Here is a 17,183-nt window from a genome sequence, read left to right on the forward strand (position 1 = left end):
CGGAGGTACACCATGCTTCGCTTCGCATCCCTGATGCTCTGCCTGCTGTTCACCCTGCCCGCTTTCGCCGAGCGCAAAGAGAGTTTCGGCGACCTCGACGTGCACTACAGCGTGTTCAACTCCAGCTTCCTGCAGCCGGACATCGCCGCCGCTGCCGGGCTGACCCGCAGCAAGACCGGCGGGGTGCTCAATGTCGCCGCGCTCAAGGCCGGCAAGAACGTGGCCGCCAAGGTCAGCGGCCAGGTGAAGAACCTGCTCGGGCAGAGTACCGAGCTGACCTTCAAGCAGGTGCCGGAAAGCGGTGCCGTGTACTACCTCGCCGAATTCCCCATGCATGAGCGCGAAGTGCTCAAATTCAGCCTCAGCGTGCAGGTCGGCGACGGCGCGCCGAATACCTTCAGCTTCGACCAGGAAGTGTTCCCAGACGAATGAAGCCGCTCACCGAACTCGTACTCGCCAGCCACAACGCCGGCAAACTCAAGGAACTCCAGGCCATGCTGGGCGACAGCGTACGCCTGCGCTCGATCGGTGAATTCTCCAGCGTCGAGCCGGAAGAAACCGGCCTGTCGTTCGTCGAGAACGCCATTCTCAAGGCGCGCAACGCTGCCCGCCTGTCCGGGCTGCCGGCGCTGGCCGACGACTCCGGCCTGGCGGTGGACTACCTCGGCGGCGCCCCCGGCATCTATTCGGCACGCTACGCCGATGGTCAGGGCGATGCGGCCAACAACGCCAAGCTGCTGGATGCCCTGAAAGACGTGCCGGACGCCGAGCGCGGCGCCCAGTTCGTCTGCGCCCTGGCCCTGGTGCGGCACGCCGACGACCCGCTGCCGATCCTCTGCGAAGGCCTGTGGCATGGCAGCATCCTGCACGCCGCCCGCGGCGAACATGGCTTCGGCTACGACCCGCTGTTCTGGGTTGCCGAGAGCAACTGCTCCAGCGCCGAGATGCCGGCCGCCGAGAAGAACCGCCTCAGCCATCGCGCCCGCGCTATGGTTCTGCTCAAGCAACGCCTGGGGCTGGCATGAACACGCCCGCCGGCGGGGGCTTCCAGCTCCCGCCCCTTGCACTGTACGTGCACATCCCCTGGTGCGTGCGCAAATGCCCGTACTGCGACTTCAACTCCCACGCCGCCGGGCCGAGCCTGCCGGAAGAGGAGTACGTCGATGCCTTGCTGGCCGACCTGGATGCCGACCTCGGCCATGTCCACCGCCGTGAACTGACCTCGATCTTCTTCGGCGGCGGCACCCCCAGCCTGTTCTCGGCCAAGGCCCTGGGCCGGCTGCTGGAAGGGGTGGAGCAGCGCGTCGGGTTTGCCGGCGATATCGAGATCACCCTGGAAGCCAACCCCGGCACCTTCGAGCAGGCCAAGTTCCGCGACTACCGCAGCCTCGGCATCAACCGCCTGTCGATCGGCGTGCAGAGCTTCCAGGAAGCCAAGCTCAAGGCCCTCGGCCGCATCCACGACGGCAGCGAGGCGATCCGCGCCGCCGACATGGCGCGCAATGCCGGCTTCGACAACTTCAACCTCGACCTGATGCACGGCCTGCCCGAGCAGAGCATCGAGGACGCCCTGTTCGACCTGCGCACCGCCATCGACCAGCAGCCCACGCACCTGTCCTGGTACCAGCTGACCATGGAGCCCAACACGGTGTTCTGGAGCCAGCCGCCAGTGCTGCCGGAAGACGACCTGCTGTGGGACATCCAGGAGGCCGGCCAGGCCCTGCTGGCCGCCGAGGGCTACGCCCAGTACGAGGTTTCCGCCTACGCCCAGAGCGGCCGCGCTGCGCGGCACAACCTCAACTACTGGACCTTCGGCGACTTCCTCGGCATCGGCGCCGGCGCCCACGCCAAGCTGAGCAGCCCGGACGGACACATCCTGCGCAGCTGGAAGACCCGCCTGCCCAAGGATTACCTGGCCACCACCAAGGCCTTCCAGGCCGGCAGCCGGGCGCTCGACGCCGAGGAGCTGCCCTTCGAGTTCCTGATGAACGTGCTGCGCCTCACCAACGGCGTGCCCGCGGCCCTGTTCAGCCAGCGCACCGGCCTGCCGTTGGCGCAACTGGCCGCAGCGCGGCGCGAAGCCGAATCGCGCAAGCTGCTGCTGGACGACCCCGAACGCCTGGTCGCAACCCGCGAAGGCCAGCTGTTCCTCAACGACCTGCTGCAGCATTTCCTGCCCTGACCCCCACTCCCGCCGCCCCTCGCCGTGACGCGCTTGGCAGCCGTGCCGCTGCGGCGCCGGCCGCACCTATACTGAGTGATCCAGCCCCGCTCGCTCAGGAACCACCATGAAACGCTCCACTACCCTGCGTCTTGGCGTCTCGGCCCTGCTGGTCGCCCTGACCCTTCCCCTCCTCGCCCAGGCCGGTACCTATGGCTCGGAACGCCGCCAGGATCGCCGCAGCGACCGCTACGACGCCCGCGACAACCGCCAGAGCGGCCGCGAGGAAGCCCGCGATCTCAAGCAGGAATGCCTCGACTCGGAAGACAGCCGCATGGACTGCCGCCAGCTCAAGCGCAGCACCAAGCAGGACACCCGCCAGGAATCGCGCGCGATTCGCCGCGACGACTGACCTCCCGCTCAGCCCGCCGCCCCGGCAGGCGGGCGGAAACCATGGCGCAGCCGAAATGTGAGCTGCCCCAGCGGTTTTTCAAGCGAACCTCCGGCACAGTGGCGCAACGCCACAGTCACGCTTTGCATTCGTGCCCCGACTAGGGTGCAATGGCCGCCTCACACCCCGCCCCAAGGACTTCCGATGGATCTGCTGCTCGACCTGATCGCCACCCTGTCGCGCTGGTGCCGCGGTCACCTGTACGACATTTCCCTGGCCATCATGGCCACCCTGTTCGTGCTGTTCGGGCCCGGCATCAATGCCTGGGTACAGCGCTCCATCGGCGGCTTCAACTTCTTCCTGCGCACCCTGATCTTCGTCCTGGTCTGCGCGGTCGGCTACGGCCTGGCCATCGTCTTCCTCACCCCCTGGCTGTCCCATGGGCTGGGTTATTTCAACAACTTCACCCTGGCGCCGGTGCTGCTACTAGTCTTCTTCCTGATCGGCGTACTGGCCGACCGCAGCTGATCCCCGCCGGCACCTCCGTGCGGGCCAGCCGCCCGCCCACGGAGGAGCCATGATGAAACCCCTCAAGCACCTGTATCTGTACTTCCACGACGGCCAACGTCTGGCTCTGCGCTTTCCCCAGCAGAACGAAGACCCGGCGGTGATCGCCCGGGCCTTGCGCAAACAGCTCGAATCGCCTTATCTGAGCATCGAGGTGGACGGCGACCTGCTGATGATCCCGCGCGAGAGCATCAAGTACCTGCAGATCTGCCCGATGCCCATGGCGCTGCCCGAGCTGACCATCCAGGGCGCGCAGGTGATCGACTAGAACAACAAGAGCTGTCCCCGATCCACGGAGGCACCATGAAGCGCATCGCCCCCCTGTTGCTGATCCTCGCCAGCCTGCTCAGCCCCGGAGCCCTGGCGGAAACCGTTGCCCGCGAAGGCCACCGGGCCATGCTGCCGGGCGCCGACTAGGCACAGCAGGCCAAGCCGGGCCGCTGCCAGGGCTGCGGCCACAGGCAGCTGCGCCGCAGCGAAAGCGGCTAGCACCTCTCGACGCTATCGCTAATCCGTCTAACCCCCCCACCCCCGCCGATGTAGATTGAAAGCAACGAAGCGATAGAGGAGAAGGGTATGCAAGTGTCCGGGTATAGCAGCAACCTGCCGCTCTCGACCCAGGTCATCAACAAGTACGGCCCGACCAGTCCCGAACAGGTAAACAAGGTCGTCGACGCTGCTTCAGACCGAGTGGACGAGCGCCAGGCAAGCAACGAACTGAGCCAGGCCACCAAGCGTGACGCCGCCGCACAGATCTACAGCGCCAACACCCAGCAACGGCAAATCGAGACCTATCTGGCGGTAGCCAGCGAAAGTGAAGTCGACAGCCAGCCGAGTCCGTTGGAGACCGCTACGGAACTGCGCGAGGCGCAACAGCGCTACGACCGGGCGCAGAACATCGACGATCTACCCAGCCGCCCCGAGCGGCCTGAGAACCAACCGGTATATCCGGAGCAACATGTTGAAACCCGTGCCTGACTGCTAAACGACAGCGCACAAAAAAGCCGCCCGTAGGCGGCTTTTTCTTTGGCCTGAACTCTTGCTTAGAGTTGCGGGCCGGCGTTGCGGATGGCGTCGGAGACGTCGAACTTCTTGAAGTTCTCGACGAACTGCTGGGCCAGGCCCTTGGCCGCTTCGTCGTAGGCGTTCGAGTCGCTCCAGGTGTTGCGCGGGTTGAGCAGGTTGGTCTCGACGCCCGGCACGGCCTTCGGCACGCTCAGGTTGATGATCGGCAGCTGCTCGGTTTCGGCACCGATCAGCGCGCCGCTCTGGATGGCCGCGATCACGCCACGGGTGGTGGGGATGTTGAAGCGCTTGCCCACGCCGTAGCCACCGCCAGTCCAGCCGGTGTTGACCAGGTAGACCTTGGAACCGAAGCCACGGATGCGCTTGATCAGCAGCTCGGCGTATTCGCCGGCCGGACGCGGGAAGAACGGCGCGCCGAAGCAGGTGGAGAAGGTCGACTTGATGCCGCCGCCGCTGCCCATTTCGGTGGAACCGACCAGCGCGGTGTAGCCGGACAGGAAGTGGTAGGCCGCCTGCTCTTCGCTGAGGATCGACACCGGCGGCAGCACGCCAGTCAGGTCGCAGGTCAGGAAGATCACGGCATTCGGCTCGCCGCCGAGGTTCTTCTCGGAGCGCTTCTCGACCAGCTCCAGCGGGTAGGCCGCACGGCTGTTCTGGGTCAGGCTGTCGTCGGTGTAGTCCGGCACGCGGTTGTCGTCGAGCACCACGTTTTCCAGCACGGCGCCGAACTGGATGGCTTTCCAGATTACCGGCTCGTTCTTCTCGGACAGGTCGATGCACTTGGCGTAGCAGCCGCCTTCGATGTTGAACACCACGCCCACGCCCCAGCCGTGCTCGTCGTCACCGATCAGGTAACGGCTCGGGTCGGCGGACAGGGTGGTCTTGCCGGTGCCGGACAGGCCGAAGAACAGGGTCACGTCGCCTTCTTCGCCGATGTTGGCAGCGCAGTGCATCGGCAGCACGTCGGCTTCCGGCAGCAGGAAGTTCTGCACGGAGAACATGGCTTTCTTCATTTCACCGGCGTAGCGCATGCCGGCGATCAGGACTTTCTTGGCGGCGAAGTTAATGATCACGCAGCCATCGGAGTTGGTGCCGTCACGCTCCGGCACGCACTCGAAGTTGGCCACGTTGAGGATCTGCCACTCGGCCTTGGCGCCCGGGTTGTAGGTTTCCGGGTTGATGAACAGGCAACGGCCGAACAGGTTCTGCCAGGCGGTCTGGGTGGTCATCTTGACCGGCAGGTAGTGCGCTTCGGCGGAGCCGACGTGCACGTAGGAAACGAAATGATCCTGGGCCTGGTTGAAGGCTTCAACGCGATCCCACAGGGCATCGAACTTGTCGGCCGGGAACGGACGGTTGATGTTGCCCCAGGCGATTTTCGCCTCGGTGCTCGGCTCCTGGACGATGAAGCGGTCGGCCGGGGAACGGCCGGTACGGTGGCCGGTGCGCACGACCAGAGAGCCGTTGGCGGCCAGCTCGCCTTCGCCCCGACGGATGGCCTCTTCGACCAGTTGGGCAGCGCTGATATCGGTGTATACGGCGGTGTTGGCTTGCGTCATGAGGATCCCCGTCGGCCGCTGGCCGAGTCTTCCGAACATTGTGTAGTGACGGTCAAATGCCACTACAGCGATAAAAAAGTCGCGGGAGTATGCCAGAAAAGCACCTCCCTTGGCAGCCTCTGATCTCTTCGTGCATCCGATAGACGCACACTATCGATCAATGGCGGGTTGCCGATGGCTTCTGACTGCCGGCGCCAACGAAGAGTTGCGTGACGTCGGCAGCATCGAAGGCATAGCGCTGGTTGCAGAACTGGCAGTCGATCACCACCTGTCCGCCATGCTCGGCCAGCAGCGCTTCGGCATCGGCCTGGCCGAGGCTGACCAGGGCACGCGACGAGCGCTCACGCGAGCAGCTGCAGCGGAACTGCAGCGGCGCGGCATCGAACAGGCGCACCGACTCCTGGTGGTAGAGGCGATGCAGCACCGTCTCGTTGTCCAGGCCGAGCAGCTCTTCGGCGCTCAGGGTGTTGGCCAGGGTCAGCAGGTGTTCCCAGCTGGCAGCGCGCTCGTCCGCTTCGCGCAGGCGATCCGCCGGCAGCTGTTGCAGCAGCAGGCCGCGGGCACGCTGGCCGTCGGCATGCAGCCAGAAACGCGTGGGCAGCTGCTCGGAAGTGGCAAAGTAGGCGGACAGGCAGTCGGCCAGGCTGTCGCCTTCCAGGGCGACTATGCCCTGGTAGCGCTGGCCCTGCTTGGGATCGACGGTCAGCGCCAGGGTGCCTTCCGGCATCAGCTCGGCCAGACCAGCGGCGGCGCCGATCTGCTCGGCGTGGTAGCGGGCGATGCCGCGCACCTCACGCTCGCTGGAGATCTCGATCATCAGCAGCGGCACCGGCCCGGCGGAGCGCGCCTGCAGGATCAGCAGGCCGTCGAACTTCAGGGTGCCGACCAGCAGCGCGGCGGCGGCGAGCATCTCGCCGAGCAGCTGGGCCACCGGCTGCGGGTAGGGATGCTTGGCCAGCACATGCTGGTAGCTCTCACCGAGGCTGGCCAGTTCGCCACGCACGTCGGTGTCGTCAAACAGAAAACGCTGGGTGAAATCGGACATGTCCGGATTCCGCTTGATTTCAGGGCCGGCGATTTTAGGCGCAAAGGCCGGCGCGACCAAGCGCCGGTTGTCTAGCCGTGCCGTTCAGTCCTGTCCGCCGCGGAACTGCTGGAGCTGGCGGCGCTGTTTCTTGCTCGGCCGGCCGTCGGTCTGCAGGCCGATGGCGCCGGCACGGCGCAGTTCGGCGGCGGCCTCGCGGCGGGCAATGCTGTCGGCCGTCTCGCGATAGAGCAGCTGCGCCTCGGGCGCACCACGACGCACCATGGACAGGGCCAGAACCACCACGGTGCGCTCGTCGAACCCGGCGCGGATCACATATTCATCGCCCAGCCGAGGCTCCTTGGCCGGCTTGCAGCGCTCGCCGCGGCAATGCACCTTGCCGCCCTCGATGGCCTCCTTGGCCTGGGCCCGGGTCTTGTAGAAGCGCGCCGCCCACAGCCACTTGTCCAGGCGCACCTTGTCGTCGTCTTTATCGCTCATCGTTGGCTCGAAAAAAGTCCGCTATGGGTGCGGATTTTGCCTGATGCAGTTGTCACATGGCGCATCTAGAATGCCTGCATCGCTGATGGAAGCCTGTATTGAAGACTTTCGACCAACTTTCCGTGATCGGTTTGCGCGAATGGATCAACCTGCCGGAGCTCGGCATGGTCGGCCTGCGCGCCAAGATCGACACCGGCGCCAGCACCTCGACCCTGCATGCCAGCGACATCGTGTCCTTCGAGCGTGACGGCGCGCCCTGGGTACGCTTCACCGCGCACTTCGGCACCCTGGTGCAACGGCGTCACCGCTGCGAGGCGCCGCTGGTAACGGTGAAGACCATCAAGAGTTCCAATGGCCAGACCCAGAGCCGCTACGTGATCCGTACCGCGCTGATGCTGGGCGACCGCCAGTGGCTGGTGGAATTCACCCTGGCCTGCCGCAAGACCATGCGCTACCGGGTGCTGCTCGGCTCCAAGGCGTTGATCACGGGCCAACTGGTGGTCAACCCGGCGCTCACCTACGTGCAAGACAAACCGCAACTGCCCTCCTCCCCCGGTGCCCCATGAAGATCGCCATTCTGTCGCGCAATCCGCGCCTGTATTCGACTCGCCGCCTGGTGGAAGCCGGCGAGGCACGCGGCCACGAGATGGTGGTGATCGATACCCTGCGCGCCTACATGAACATCGCCAGCCACAAGCCGCAGATCCACTACCGCGGCAAGCCGCTGGAGGGTTTCGACGCGGTGATTCCGCGCATCGGCGCATCGGTGACCTTCTATGGCTGCGCGGTGCTGCGCCAGTTCGAGATGCAGGGCGTGTTCCCGCTCAACGAGTCGGTGGCGATCAGCCGCTCGCGTGACAAGCTGCGCTCGCTGCAGCTGCTGTCGCGCAAAGGCATCGGCCTGCCGGTGACCGGCTTCGCCCACTCGCCGGACGACATTCCCGATCTGATTCAGATGGTCAACGGCGCGCCGCTGGTGATCAAGGTGCTGGAAGGCACCCAGGGCATCGGCGTGGTGCTCTGCGAGACCGAAAAAGCCGCCGAGTCGGTGATCGAGGCGTTCATGGGCCTCAAGCAGAACATCATGGTGCAGGAGTACATCAAGGAAGCCGGCGGCGCCGACATCCGCTGCTTCGTGGTCGGCGACAAGGTGATCGCGGCGATGAAGCGCCAGGCCAAGCCCGGCGAGTTCCGCTCCAACCTGCACCGCGGCGGCGTGGCCAGCCTGATCAAGATCACCCCGGAAGAACGCATGACCGCCATCCGCGCGGCCAAGGTCATGGGCCTGTCGGTAGCCGGGGTCGACATCCTGCGCTCCAACCACGGTCCGCTGGTGATGGAAGTGAACTCCTCGCCCGGCCTGGAGGGCATCGAGACCACCACCGGCAAGGACGTGGCCGCCATCATCATCGAGTACCTGGAAAAGAACGCCGAGCCCGGCCAGACCCGCACCAAAGGCCGCGGCTGACTAACCCACGACTAAACCGGCCTGGCGCTGCTCCAGCCAGGCGACGAACTGCGCCTCGACCAGCGGCCGGCCGAAGTGATAGCCCTGGCCCAGGGCACAGCCCTGGCGCTGCAGCCAGGCGAGCTGGGCGGCACTCTCGACGCCCTCGGCCACGCACTCCAGGCCGAGGTTGCGGGCGATCATCAGGATGGTTTCCACCAGCATCTGGCCACTGGCCTCGCCCTCCAGGTCGTGGATGAAGCTGCGGTCGATCTTCAGCCGATCCAGCGGCAGGCGCTTGAGGTAGGTCAGCGACGAATAGCCGGTGCCGAAGTCGTCGATGGCGAAGCGGATGCCCAGGGCCTTGAGCGTCTGCATGGCGGCGATGCACTGCTCGACATCCTCCAGCAGCACCCCCTCGGTGATCTCCAGCTCCAGGGTGCTGGCCGGCAGGCCATGGCGCTGCAGGCTGGCGCTGATGCGCTCGGCGCAGTCGGCCTGGCGCAGCTCACGCGGGCTGAGGTTGACCGCCAGCACCAGTTGCGGCCAGCGCGCCTGCCAGCGCGCCAGGGTGGCGCAGGCGTGTTCCAGCACCCACTGGCCGAGCTCCTGGATCAGCCCGGTTTCCTCGGCCAGGGCGATGAACTGGGTCGGCGCGATATCGCCGCGCTCCGGGTGCTGCCAGCGCAGCAGCACTTCGGCGCCGACCACGCTGCCGTCGTGCAGCGCCAGCTGCGGCTGGAACACCAGGTACAGCTGGTCACGGGCCATGGCCTGGCGCAGGTCGCTCTGCAGCTGCAGGCGCTGGTCGATCACCGCCTGCATTTCCGGGGCGAAGAAGTGCAATGCGTTACGCCCGCCCTGCTTGGCCTGGTACATGGCGGTGTCGGACTGCTTGAGCACATCGGCGGCGCCCTGGCCCGGCAATGGGTGCAGGGTGATGCCGATACTGGCCGTCACCGCCAGGTCGTGGCCGTCCACCCGGTAGCTGCCCTGCAGGCTGGCGAGCAGCTTGTCGCCCACTTCGGCGGCATGCTCGGCCGCCAGCTCGGGGCTCTCGGCCAGGCCTTCGAGCAACACCACGAACTCGTCGCCGCCGAGCCGGGCCAGGGTATCCTCGGCGCGCAGGCACTGCCCCAGGCGCGCGGTGACCTCGCGCAGCAGGGCGTCGCCGACCGGGTGGCCGAGGCTGTCGTTGACCGTCTTGAAGTGGTCGAGGTCGATGAACAGCAGGGCACCGAAGCGGTTGTCGCGCTGCTCGCGGGTCATCGCGTGCTGCAGACGATCCTGCAGCAGGCGGCGGTTGGGCAGGCCGGTCAGCTCGTCGCTGTAGGCCAGCCGCTCGATCTCGCGCTGGTAGCGCTGGCGCTCGGAAATGTCGGTGATGCTGGCGCGGATCAGCAGCGGCTTGCCGGGCATGCGCACCAGGCGCACTTCGCAGGGTAGCTGGCGGCCACCGCTGTCGCGGTGCAGCCACTCGAATACCGGGGTACCGCCGGCAATGGCTGCATCCAGATGCTGCCGCGCCGCGGCCTTGGAGGCCTGGCCGTCGGCCTGGCGCGGCGGGCTCATCGCACTGGGCAGGCGGCCGAGCAGCTCGGCATGGCTCATGCGGAACAGCCGCTCGGCATTCTCGTTGGCGTCGATGATGCCGGTCTTCGGGCTGAACAACAGGATCGCCTCCGGCGCATGCTCGACCAGGGTGCGATAGCGCGCCTCGGCATCGTGGCGCGCGGTGATGTCCTCGATCAGCGCCAGGCAGGCCTCCAGGCGGCCCTTGTTCCCGCGCACCGCGCGCAGGCTGAGGCGGGTGTAGGCCAGACTGCCGTCGCGGCGCAGGAAGCGCTTCTCCAGCTCGCAATCGTCGCGCGCGCCTTCGCGCATGGCGTCGAACAGGCGATCCTCGCGCTCGATGTCGTCGACATGACTGATCTGCAGCCAGGACTGTTCGCGCAGTTCCTCGCGGCTGCGGCCGAGGATCTCGCACAGCTTGTGGTTGACCTCCAGCCACTGGCGCTGCGGGCCGACCATGGCCATGCCGATCAGCGGCGCCTCGAAGAACAGCCGCAGCCATTCGTCGCGCTCGCGTAGCTGCTGCTCGGTACGCTTGCGCGCGCTGATGTCCTGGATCGCCCCGTACAGGCGCACCGGCCGCTCGCCGTCGAGCTCGGGAAAACCCTTCAGGCGCACCCAGCGCTGGGTACCCTTGGCGCCGATCAGGCGCACCTCCAGGTCGTAGGGCTGGCCGGTGCGCAGCACCTGGGCCAGGGTTTCCTCCATCAGCTGGCGGCTTTCTTCGTCGTAACGAGCCAGGGCGGCCTGCATGTCCGGCGCGCCGCCGGCCGGATCCAGCTCGTTGAGGCGGAAGCAGCCGTCGGTCCAGTACATGCGCTGGTCGGCCATCTCCAGCACCCAGCCACCGATATCGGCCACCGCCTCGGTCTGCGACAGCAGGTGGGTCTGGCGCAGCAGTTCCTCGCGGCGCTGGGTCAGCTCGCCGGCCAGGCGCTCGCGCTCGGTCACGTCATTGTTCAGCGCGACTATATGGCTGACCTCGCCGTGCTCGTCGAGCAACGGGGCGACCGTCACCTCGTTCCAGAAGCGCTGGCCGTCCTTGCGGTAGTTGCGCAGGGTTTCCTGGTGCACGATGCCGCGGCGGATCGCCTCGCGCACCCGTAACAGGCCGCTCTGCTCCTCGTCCCGGTTGAGCAGCAGGCGGCTGGGGCTGCCGAGGATCTCCTCGCGCGAGTACCCGCTGATGCGCTCCAGCGCCGGGTTGCAGTAGATGAACGGGGTATTCGGCTGGCGCACGTCGGAGATCGACACCCCCAGCGGGCAGGATTGCAGCGCCAGGTTGGCCAGGGCCAGCTCCTTCTGCATGCCGGCGCTGAGCTTGAGGGTCTGGCGCAGGTCGCTGAGGGCACGGCCGACCAGCAGGGTGGCGATCATCAGCACCAGCACGCTGAGGTGCAGCTCGCTGCGCTGCGGGCCCAGCCACTCGCCGTTGAGAGCGGCCTCGCCGAACAGCGGCAGCAGGGTCACCAGGGCGGTCAGACCAAGGCCGCAGAGGGCCCCGGGAAAGCCCCAGACCAGCGCCAGGCTGAGCATCGACAGGCCGATCAGCGGCAGGGTCAGGGCCAGCGGCAGCAGCCCCACCAGCCAGGGCAGGCCGACCAGCAGCGCCAGCAGCAGCGGCCAGGGCGGCAGGTGGCGCCAGGCCGGCGCCCGCCCCTGCTCGCCGGCCACGGCCGGCAGCACCCAGCCCCGGCTGCGCAAGCTCGGGGTGATCGCGGCCAGCGCCGGCGTGGCGATCAGCAGGCTGCTCAGGCCGTAGGCCAGCCACAGGCCCAGGCTGTCGCGGGCCCAGGCGGCAGCCGGAGCCTGGCCGCCGAGCAGCTTGCCGGCCTGCATGGCCAGGGCCATCAGCGCCGCCGGCAGCAGCACGCCGAGCAGGATGAAGCGCAGCAGGTGCGGCAGGCGGCACAGGGTCGCCTCGACCCGGCGCTGCCGGAGCAACGCCCAGGCCAGCGCCACACCGAGGGTTTCCGGCAGCCCGTGCAGCGCCGCCAGCGGCCACGCCACCCCCCACAGCAGGGCGCCGAGCAGCGCGTTGAGGTACACCGCCAGCAGCACCCGCGGCCCCCACCAGAGCACGCAGACCAGGCCGAGGGCAAACGGCACATAGCCGAGAGCCACCCCGCCCACGGTACCGAGGGCAAGGTTCAGCCAGGTGCCCAGGTGCAGCAGTGGCAGAGGCAGCCACCAGCTCCAGAGCGGCAATCGGTTGGGTACGGCGGGCATGCTGACCTCAGAAAAGCTTCCTGAGCAGCATAGATCAGCAGGCCGCCGGGCAGCGGCCTAGAGCGACCTTCTATGCCGCATCGCGCGGCAGCAGCAGGCCCAGCGGCAGGCAGATGCGTGCTTCCAGTCCGCCGCCGGAGCGGTTGCGCAGCTCGACGCTGCCGCCATGCAGGGCGGCAATGCGCTTGACGATGGCCAGGCCCAGGCCGGCGCCCTTGCCACCACGGGCCTGATCGCCACGGATGAAGGGGTTGAACAGGTTGCCCTGCTCGGCCGGGTCGATGCCCGGGCCACGATCCAGCACGCTGAGCACCACATAGGGCGCGGCGCAATCGCCGGACAGGTTGGCCACCACTTCGACGCCCTGGCCGCCGTAGCGCAGGGCGTTGTCCAGCAGGTTGGCCAGCAGGCGCTTGATCGACACCCGCCGCAGCGGGAACGGCGGCACGCTTTCCAGGTACAGGCGCACCTGTTCGCCCTGCTGGTTGTAGGGCGCCACCACTTCGCGCACCAGCTCGCCAAGGTCACTGGTTTCGGGGGTTTCGTCGCGGCCGTCGCGAATGAAGGCGAGGAACTGGTCGAGGATGGCATTCATGTCCTCGATGTCGCGCACCATGTCCTCGGTCAGATCCGAGTCGCTGCCCAGCAGCTCCAGCGACAGGCGCAAGCGGGTCAGCGGCGTGCGCAGGTCATGGGACACCCCGGCCAGCATCAGCTCGCGCTCGCGCGCGGCCTGCTCGACGTCCTCGGCCATCTGGTTGAAGGCGCGGTAGACCTCGGTCATCTCGCTCGGCGTATCGCTCACCGGCAGGCGCACGCTGCTGCCCTGGCCGAGCTGGCGGGCGGCGAACACCAGGCGCTTGAGCGGCGCATTGAGCTGACGCACGAAGATCCAGGCCGCCGCGGTGGACAGCAGGCCGATACCGAGGAACCAGCCGAGCACGCTCCAGATCTTCTGCCCGCGCAGCGGATGCGGATAGAGCGGCACCTTGAGCCAGTCCGCGCCCAGGCTCGGCGCGCGCACCCAGAGCGCCGGCGGGCTCTGCACCCGTACCCGCACCTCGGTGTCCGGGCCCAGCTCACTCTGCATCTGGCGCAGGAAGATTTCCGAATACGGCCAGTGCTGCTCGGTCGGCGGCACATCCTCGCCGGCGACCCGCTGCAGGGTTGCCGCCTCGGCGATATGCGCGCGCTCGGCCGGCGTCGCCGCCCAGTAGGCACGCAGGGTCAACGCCGCGCCATGGCTGTACTGGCGGTCGACCAGCATGTCCTCGTTCATCATCAGATAAACCAGGGTCAGCGCCTTGGAGAACAGCACCACCACCAGCACCAGCCAGAGGGTGCGGGCGAAGAAGCTTTGCGGGAACCAGAGCGGGGTTTTCATCGAACGTCACGAATTCCGTAGGAGCGAGCGCTGCTCGCGAACCGGGCCATGCACAGCGCCGCGAGGCCGCGCTTACTTGCTGCCGTCCGGCACGAACACGTAGCCCACGCCCCACACCGTCTGGATATAGCGAGGCTTGGACGGATCGGGCTCGATCAACCGGCGCAGACGCGAGATCTGCACGTCGATGGAGCGCTCCAGGGCGTCCCATTCGCGGCCGCGAGCCAGGTTCATCAGCTTGTCGCGGGTCAGCGGCTCGCGAGCGTGCTGCACCAGGGCCTTGAGCACGGCGAACTCACCGGTGGTGAGCATGTGCACTTCCTCGCCCTTCTTCAGCTCGCGGGTGGCCAGCGACAGCTGGTACTCGCCGAAGCTCACCGTTTCATCCTCGCTGGCCGGCGCGCCGGGTACCACCGGGGCCTGGCGGCGCAGCACGGCCTTGATCCGCGCCAGCAGCTCGCGCGGGTTGAACGGCTTGGCCAGGTAATCGTCGGCGCCACCTTCCAGGCCCTGGATGCGGCTGGCCTCGTCGCCCTTGGCGGTGAGCATGATGATCGGCAGCTGGTTGTTCGCCGCGCGCAGGCGGCGGCAGGCGGACAGGCCGTCCTCGCCGGGCAGCATGAGATCCAGTACCAGCAGCTGGAACAGCTCGCGGGCCAGCAGGCGATCCATCTGCTCGACATTCTCCACCGCGCGCACGCGGTAGCCCTGCTCGCTGAGGAAGCGCTCCAGCAGGCGGCGCAGGCCAGGGTCGTCATCGACAATGAGGATTTTTTCGCCTTCGGCTACCGGTGTGCTGCTCATGATTTCTCCTGTTCGTAGGGCCGGCATTATCGCCCAGCCCCGATCATTGGCGGCCTGCCCATTGTTAGCAGATTTTTCCCCGAACGGTTCCCATCGCCTTCCAAGGCGGTGTTTATAATGCGGCGCTTTCGTGCCGGGCCGCTCATGAGGCGGTCGGCTGGTGTTCGCCATCAGGTGTTTTAAATGGACAGTATCAACACTCGCATCGCCGAAGAACTGGGCGTGCGCCCGCAACAGGTCGCCGCCGCCGTGGCGCTGCTCGATGAAGGTTCCACCGTGCCCTTTATCGCCCGCTACCGCAAAGAAGTGACGGGCAGCCTGGACGATACCCAACTGCGTACCCTGGAAGAACGCCTGCGCTACCTGCGCGAACTGGATGAGCGCCGGGCGGCGATCCTCGCCAGCATCGAGGAACAGGGCAAGCTGACTCCCGAGCTGACCCGCGAGATCAACCTGGCCGACACCAAGACGCGCCTCGAAGACCTCTACCTGCCGTACAAGCAGAAGCGCCGCACCAAGGGACAGATCGCCCTGGAAGCCGGTCTCGGCGAACTGGCCGACGGCCTGTTCAACGACCCAAACCTGAATCCCGAGAGCGAAGCCGAGCGCTTCATCGACGCCGAGAAAGGCTTCGCCGACGTCAAGGCCGTGCTCGAAGGCGCCAAGTACATCCTCATGGAACGCTTCGCCGAAGACGCCACCCTGCTCGAGCGCCTGCGCAGCTTCCTCAAGGACAACGCCACCCTCAGCGCCCGCGTGGTCGCCGGCAAGGAGGCCGAAGGCGCCAAGTTCAGCGACTACTTCGAGCACGACGAACCACTCAAGGGCGCGCCGTCGCACCGCGCCCTGGCGATCTTCCGCGGGCGTAACGAAGGCATTCTCGGCGCCAGCCTCAAGGTCGGCGACGAAGCGCCCGGCACCATGCATCCGTGCGAGCTGATGATCGCCGAGCGCTTCGCCATCGAGCAGCGCGGCCGCGCCGCCGACAAATGGCTGGGCGAGGTGGTGCGCTGGACCTGGAAGGTCAAGCTCTACACCCACCTGGAAACCGACCTGCTCGGCGAGCTGCGCGAGAAGGCCGAGGACGAGGCGATCAGCGTGTTCGCCCGCAACCTGCACGACCTGCTGCTGGCCGCCCCGGCCGGCCCGCGCGCCACCCTGGCACTCGACCCGGGCCTGCGCACCGGCTGCAAGGTGGCGGTGGTCGACACCACCGGCAAGGTGCTGGAAACCACCACCGTCTACCCGCACGCGCCGCGCAACGACTGGGACGGCACCCTGGCGATCCTCGCCAGGCTGTGCGCCAAGCACGCCGTCGACCTGATCTCGATCGGCAACGGCACCGCCAGCCGCGAGACCGACAAGCTGGCCGCCGACCTGATCAAACAACTGCCGGGCCTCAAGCTGACCAAGATCATGGTCAGCGAAGCCGGCGCCTCGGTGTACTCGGCCTCGGAACTGGCCGCCAAGGAATTCCCCGACCTCGATGTGTCGCTGCGCGGCGCCGTGTCCATCGCCCGCCGCCTGCAGGATCCGCTGGCCGAGCTGGTGAAGATCGACCCGAAATCCATCGGCGTCGGCCAGTACCAGCACGACGTCTCCCAACTCAAGCTGGCGCGCTCGCTGGATGCGGTGGTGGAAGACTGCGTGAACGCCGTCGGCGTGGATGTAAACACTGCGTCCGTGGCTCTGCTCACCCGCATTTCCGGGCTCAACGCCAGCCTGGCGCAGAATATCGTCTCGCATCGAGACCTGAATGGCGCGTTCAAGAACCGCGACGAGCTGAAGAAGGTCTCGCGCCTGGGCGAGAAGACCTTCGAGCAGGCCGCCGGCTTCCTCCGCGTGATGAACGGCGACAACCCGCTGGACGCCTCCGCCGTGCACCCGGAAACCTACCCGCTGGTGCAGCGCATCGCTGCAGACACCGGCCGCGACGTACGCTCGCTGCTGGGCGACTCCAGCTTCCTGCGTAGCCTCGATCCCAAGCGCTTCACCGACGAGAGCTTCGGCCTGCCGACCGTCACCGACATCCTCAAGGAACTCGACAAGCCCGGCCGCGACCCACGCCCGGAGTTCAAGACCGCCGAGTTCCAGGAAGGCGTGGAAACCCTCAAGGATCTGCAGCCGGGCATGGTGCTGGAAGGCGTGGTGACCAACGTCACCAACTTCGGCGCCTTCGTCGACATCGGCGTGCACCAGGACGGCCTGGTGCATATCTCGGCGCTGTCGGAGAAGTTCGTCAAAGACCCCTATGAGGTGGTCAAGGCCGGCGACATCGTCAAAGTGAAAGTCATGGAAGTGGACATCCCGCGCAACCGCGTCGGTCTGTCCATGCGCATGAGCGACACCCCCGGCGAGAAGGTCGACGGCCCGCGCGGTGGCCAATCCCGCGGCGGCAACCGTGGCAACGGCGGCGCCCAGCCGCGCAGCGAGCGCCACTCCAGCCAGGACAAGCCGGCCCCGGCCAACGCCGCCATGGCCGCACTGTTCGCCAACGCCAAGAGCCTGAGGAAGTAAG

At 67.1% G+C, this 17,183-nt stretch carries 16 protein-coding genes; 10 read left to right on the top strand and 6 right to left on the bottom strand.

The window, feature by feature from the left end; translation table 11 throughout:
* Positions 1-12 precede the first annotated feature (12 nt).
* The 7 genes from A9179_RS21145 to A9179_RS21175 all read left to right on the top strand — a co-directional run bounded on the left by A9179_RS21145 (position 13) and on the right by A9179_RS21175 (position 4,097).
* Positions 13-432: a DUF4426 domain-containing protein gene (locus tag A9179_RS21145; RefSeq protein ID WP_187808161.1), complete on the top strand. Its 420-nt coding sequence runs from the start codon at positions 13-15 to the stop codon at positions 430-432.
* Positions 429-1,025: an RdgB/HAM1 family non-canonical purine NTP pyrophosphatase gene (rdgB, locus tag A9179_RS21150; RefSeq protein ID WP_187808162.1), complete on the top strand. Its 597-nt coding sequence runs from the start codon at positions 429-431 to the stop codon at positions 1,023-1,025. The genes A9179_RS21145 and rdgB overlap by 4 nt, the downstream gene beginning before the upstream one ends.
* Positions 1,022-2,182, top strand: coding sequence for a radical SAM family heme chaperone HemW (gene hemW, locus A9179_RS21155; RefSeq protein WP_187808163.1), 1,161 nt, complete (start codon positions 1,022-1,024; stop codon positions 2,180-2,182). Before rdgB ends, hemW begins: the two co-directional genes overlap by 4 nt.
* A gap of 106 nt (positions 2,183-2,288) precedes the next feature.
* Entirely contained in the window at positions 2,289-2,573 is a 285-nt protein-coding gene (locus A9179_RS21160; protein ID WP_187808164.1) for a hypothetical protein, read from the top strand.
* A 183-nt stretch (positions 2,574-2,756) separates the two neighbouring features.
* Positions 2,757-3,080 (top strand): DUF3392 domain-containing protein, encoded by a 324-nt coding sequence (locus tag A9179_RS21165; RefSeq protein WP_187808165.1) that lies wholly within the window; start codon positions 2,757-2,759, stop codon positions 3,078-3,080.
* A gap of 52 nt (positions 3,081-3,132) precedes the next feature.
* Complete coding sequence (locus A9179_RS21170) at positions 3,133-3,387, top strand: hypothetical protein (RefSeq protein ID WP_187808649.1); 255 nt, start codon at positions 3,133-3,135, stop codon at positions 3,385-3,387.
* A gap of 308 nt (positions 3,388-3,695) precedes the next feature.
* Positions 3,696-4,097: a hypothetical protein gene (locus A9179_RS21175; protein WP_187808166.1), complete on the top strand. Its 402-nt coding sequence runs from the start codon at positions 3,696-3,698 to the stop codon at positions 4,095-4,097.
* Positions 4,098-4,162: 65 nt separating this feature from the next.
* Here the strand turns inward: A9179_RS21175 and A9179_RS21180 are convergent, their stop codons facing one another.
* From A9179_RS21180 to A9179_RS21190, 3 genes are all read right to left on the bottom strand, one after another.
* Positions 4,163-5,704 carry a phosphoenolpyruvate carboxykinase gene (locus A9179_RS21180; RefSeq protein ID WP_187808167.1) on the bottom strand — a complete coding sequence of 514 codons (1,542 nt, stop codon included), beginning with the start codon at positions 5,702-5,704 and terminating at the stop codon, positions 4,163-4,165.
* Positions 5,705-5,861: 157 nt separating this feature from the next.
* Positions 5,862-6,749, bottom strand: coding sequence for an Hsp33 family molecular chaperone HslO (gene hslO / locus A9179_RS21185; RefSeq protein WP_187808168.1), 888 nt, complete (start codon positions 6,747-6,749; stop codon positions 5,862-5,864).
* Between the two features lie 84 nt (positions 6,750-6,833).
* Positions 6,834-7,229, bottom strand: coding sequence for an RNA-binding S4 domain-containing protein (locus A9179_RS21190; protein WP_187808169.1), 396 nt, complete (start codon positions 7,227-7,229; stop codon positions 6,834-6,836).
* 98 nt (positions 7,230-7,327) lie between these two features.
* On the opposite strand from A9179_RS21190, the gene rimB reads away from it, so the two are divergent.
* Both rimB and rimK read left to right on the top strand, forming a co-directional pair.
* Complete coding sequence (gene rimB, locus A9179_RS21195; RefSeq protein WP_187808170.1) at positions 7,328-7,795, top strand: retropepsin-like aspartic endopeptidase RimB; 468 nt, start codon at positions 7,328-7,330, stop codon at positions 7,793-7,795.
* Entirely contained in the window at positions 7,792-8,697 is a 906-nt protein-coding gene (gene rimK / locus A9179_RS21200) for a 30S ribosomal protein S6--L-glutamate ligase (RefSeq protein WP_187808171.1), read from the top strand. Before rimB ends, rimK begins: the two co-directional genes overlap by 4 nt.
* Here rimK and A9179_RS21205 read toward each other — a convergent pair whose 3' ends face one another.
* The 3 genes from A9179_RS21205 to ompR all read right to left on the bottom strand — a co-directional run bounded on the left by A9179_RS21205 (position 8,698) and on the right by ompR (position 14,665).
* Positions 8,698-12,477 carry a bifunctional diguanylate cyclase/phosphodiesterase gene (locus tag A9179_RS21205; RefSeq protein WP_187808172.1) on the bottom strand — a complete coding sequence of 1,260 codons (3,780 nt, stop codon included), beginning with the start codon at positions 12,475-12,477 and terminating at the stop codon, positions 8,698-8,700.
* A 70-nt stretch (positions 12,478-12,547) separates the two neighbouring features.
* Complete coding sequence (locus tag A9179_RS21210; RefSeq protein WP_187808173.1) at positions 12,548-13,861, bottom strand: ATP-binding protein; 1,314 nt, start codon at positions 13,859-13,861, stop codon at positions 12,548-12,550.
* A gap of 72 nt (positions 13,862-13,933) precedes the next feature.
* Positions 13,934-14,665: an osmolarity response regulator transcription factor OmpR gene (gene ompR / locus A9179_RS21215; protein ID WP_187808174.1), complete on the bottom strand. Its 732-nt coding sequence runs from the start codon at positions 14,663-14,665 to the stop codon at positions 13,934-13,936.
* Between the two features lie 183 nt (positions 14,666-14,848).
* On the opposite strand from ompR, the gene A9179_RS21220 reads away from it, so the two are divergent.
* A complete protein-coding gene (locus A9179_RS21220; protein WP_187808175.1) occupies positions 14,849-17,182 on the top strand; it encodes a Tex family protein in 2,334 nt (777 codons plus the stop codon).
* Position 17,183: the final 1 nt, after the last annotated feature.

Source organism: Pseudomonas alcaligenes (genome assembly GCF_014490745.1).
GTDB lineage: Bacteria > Pseudomonadota > Gammaproteobacteria > Pseudomonadales > Pseudomonadaceae > Aquipseudomonas > Aquipseudomonas alcaligenes_C.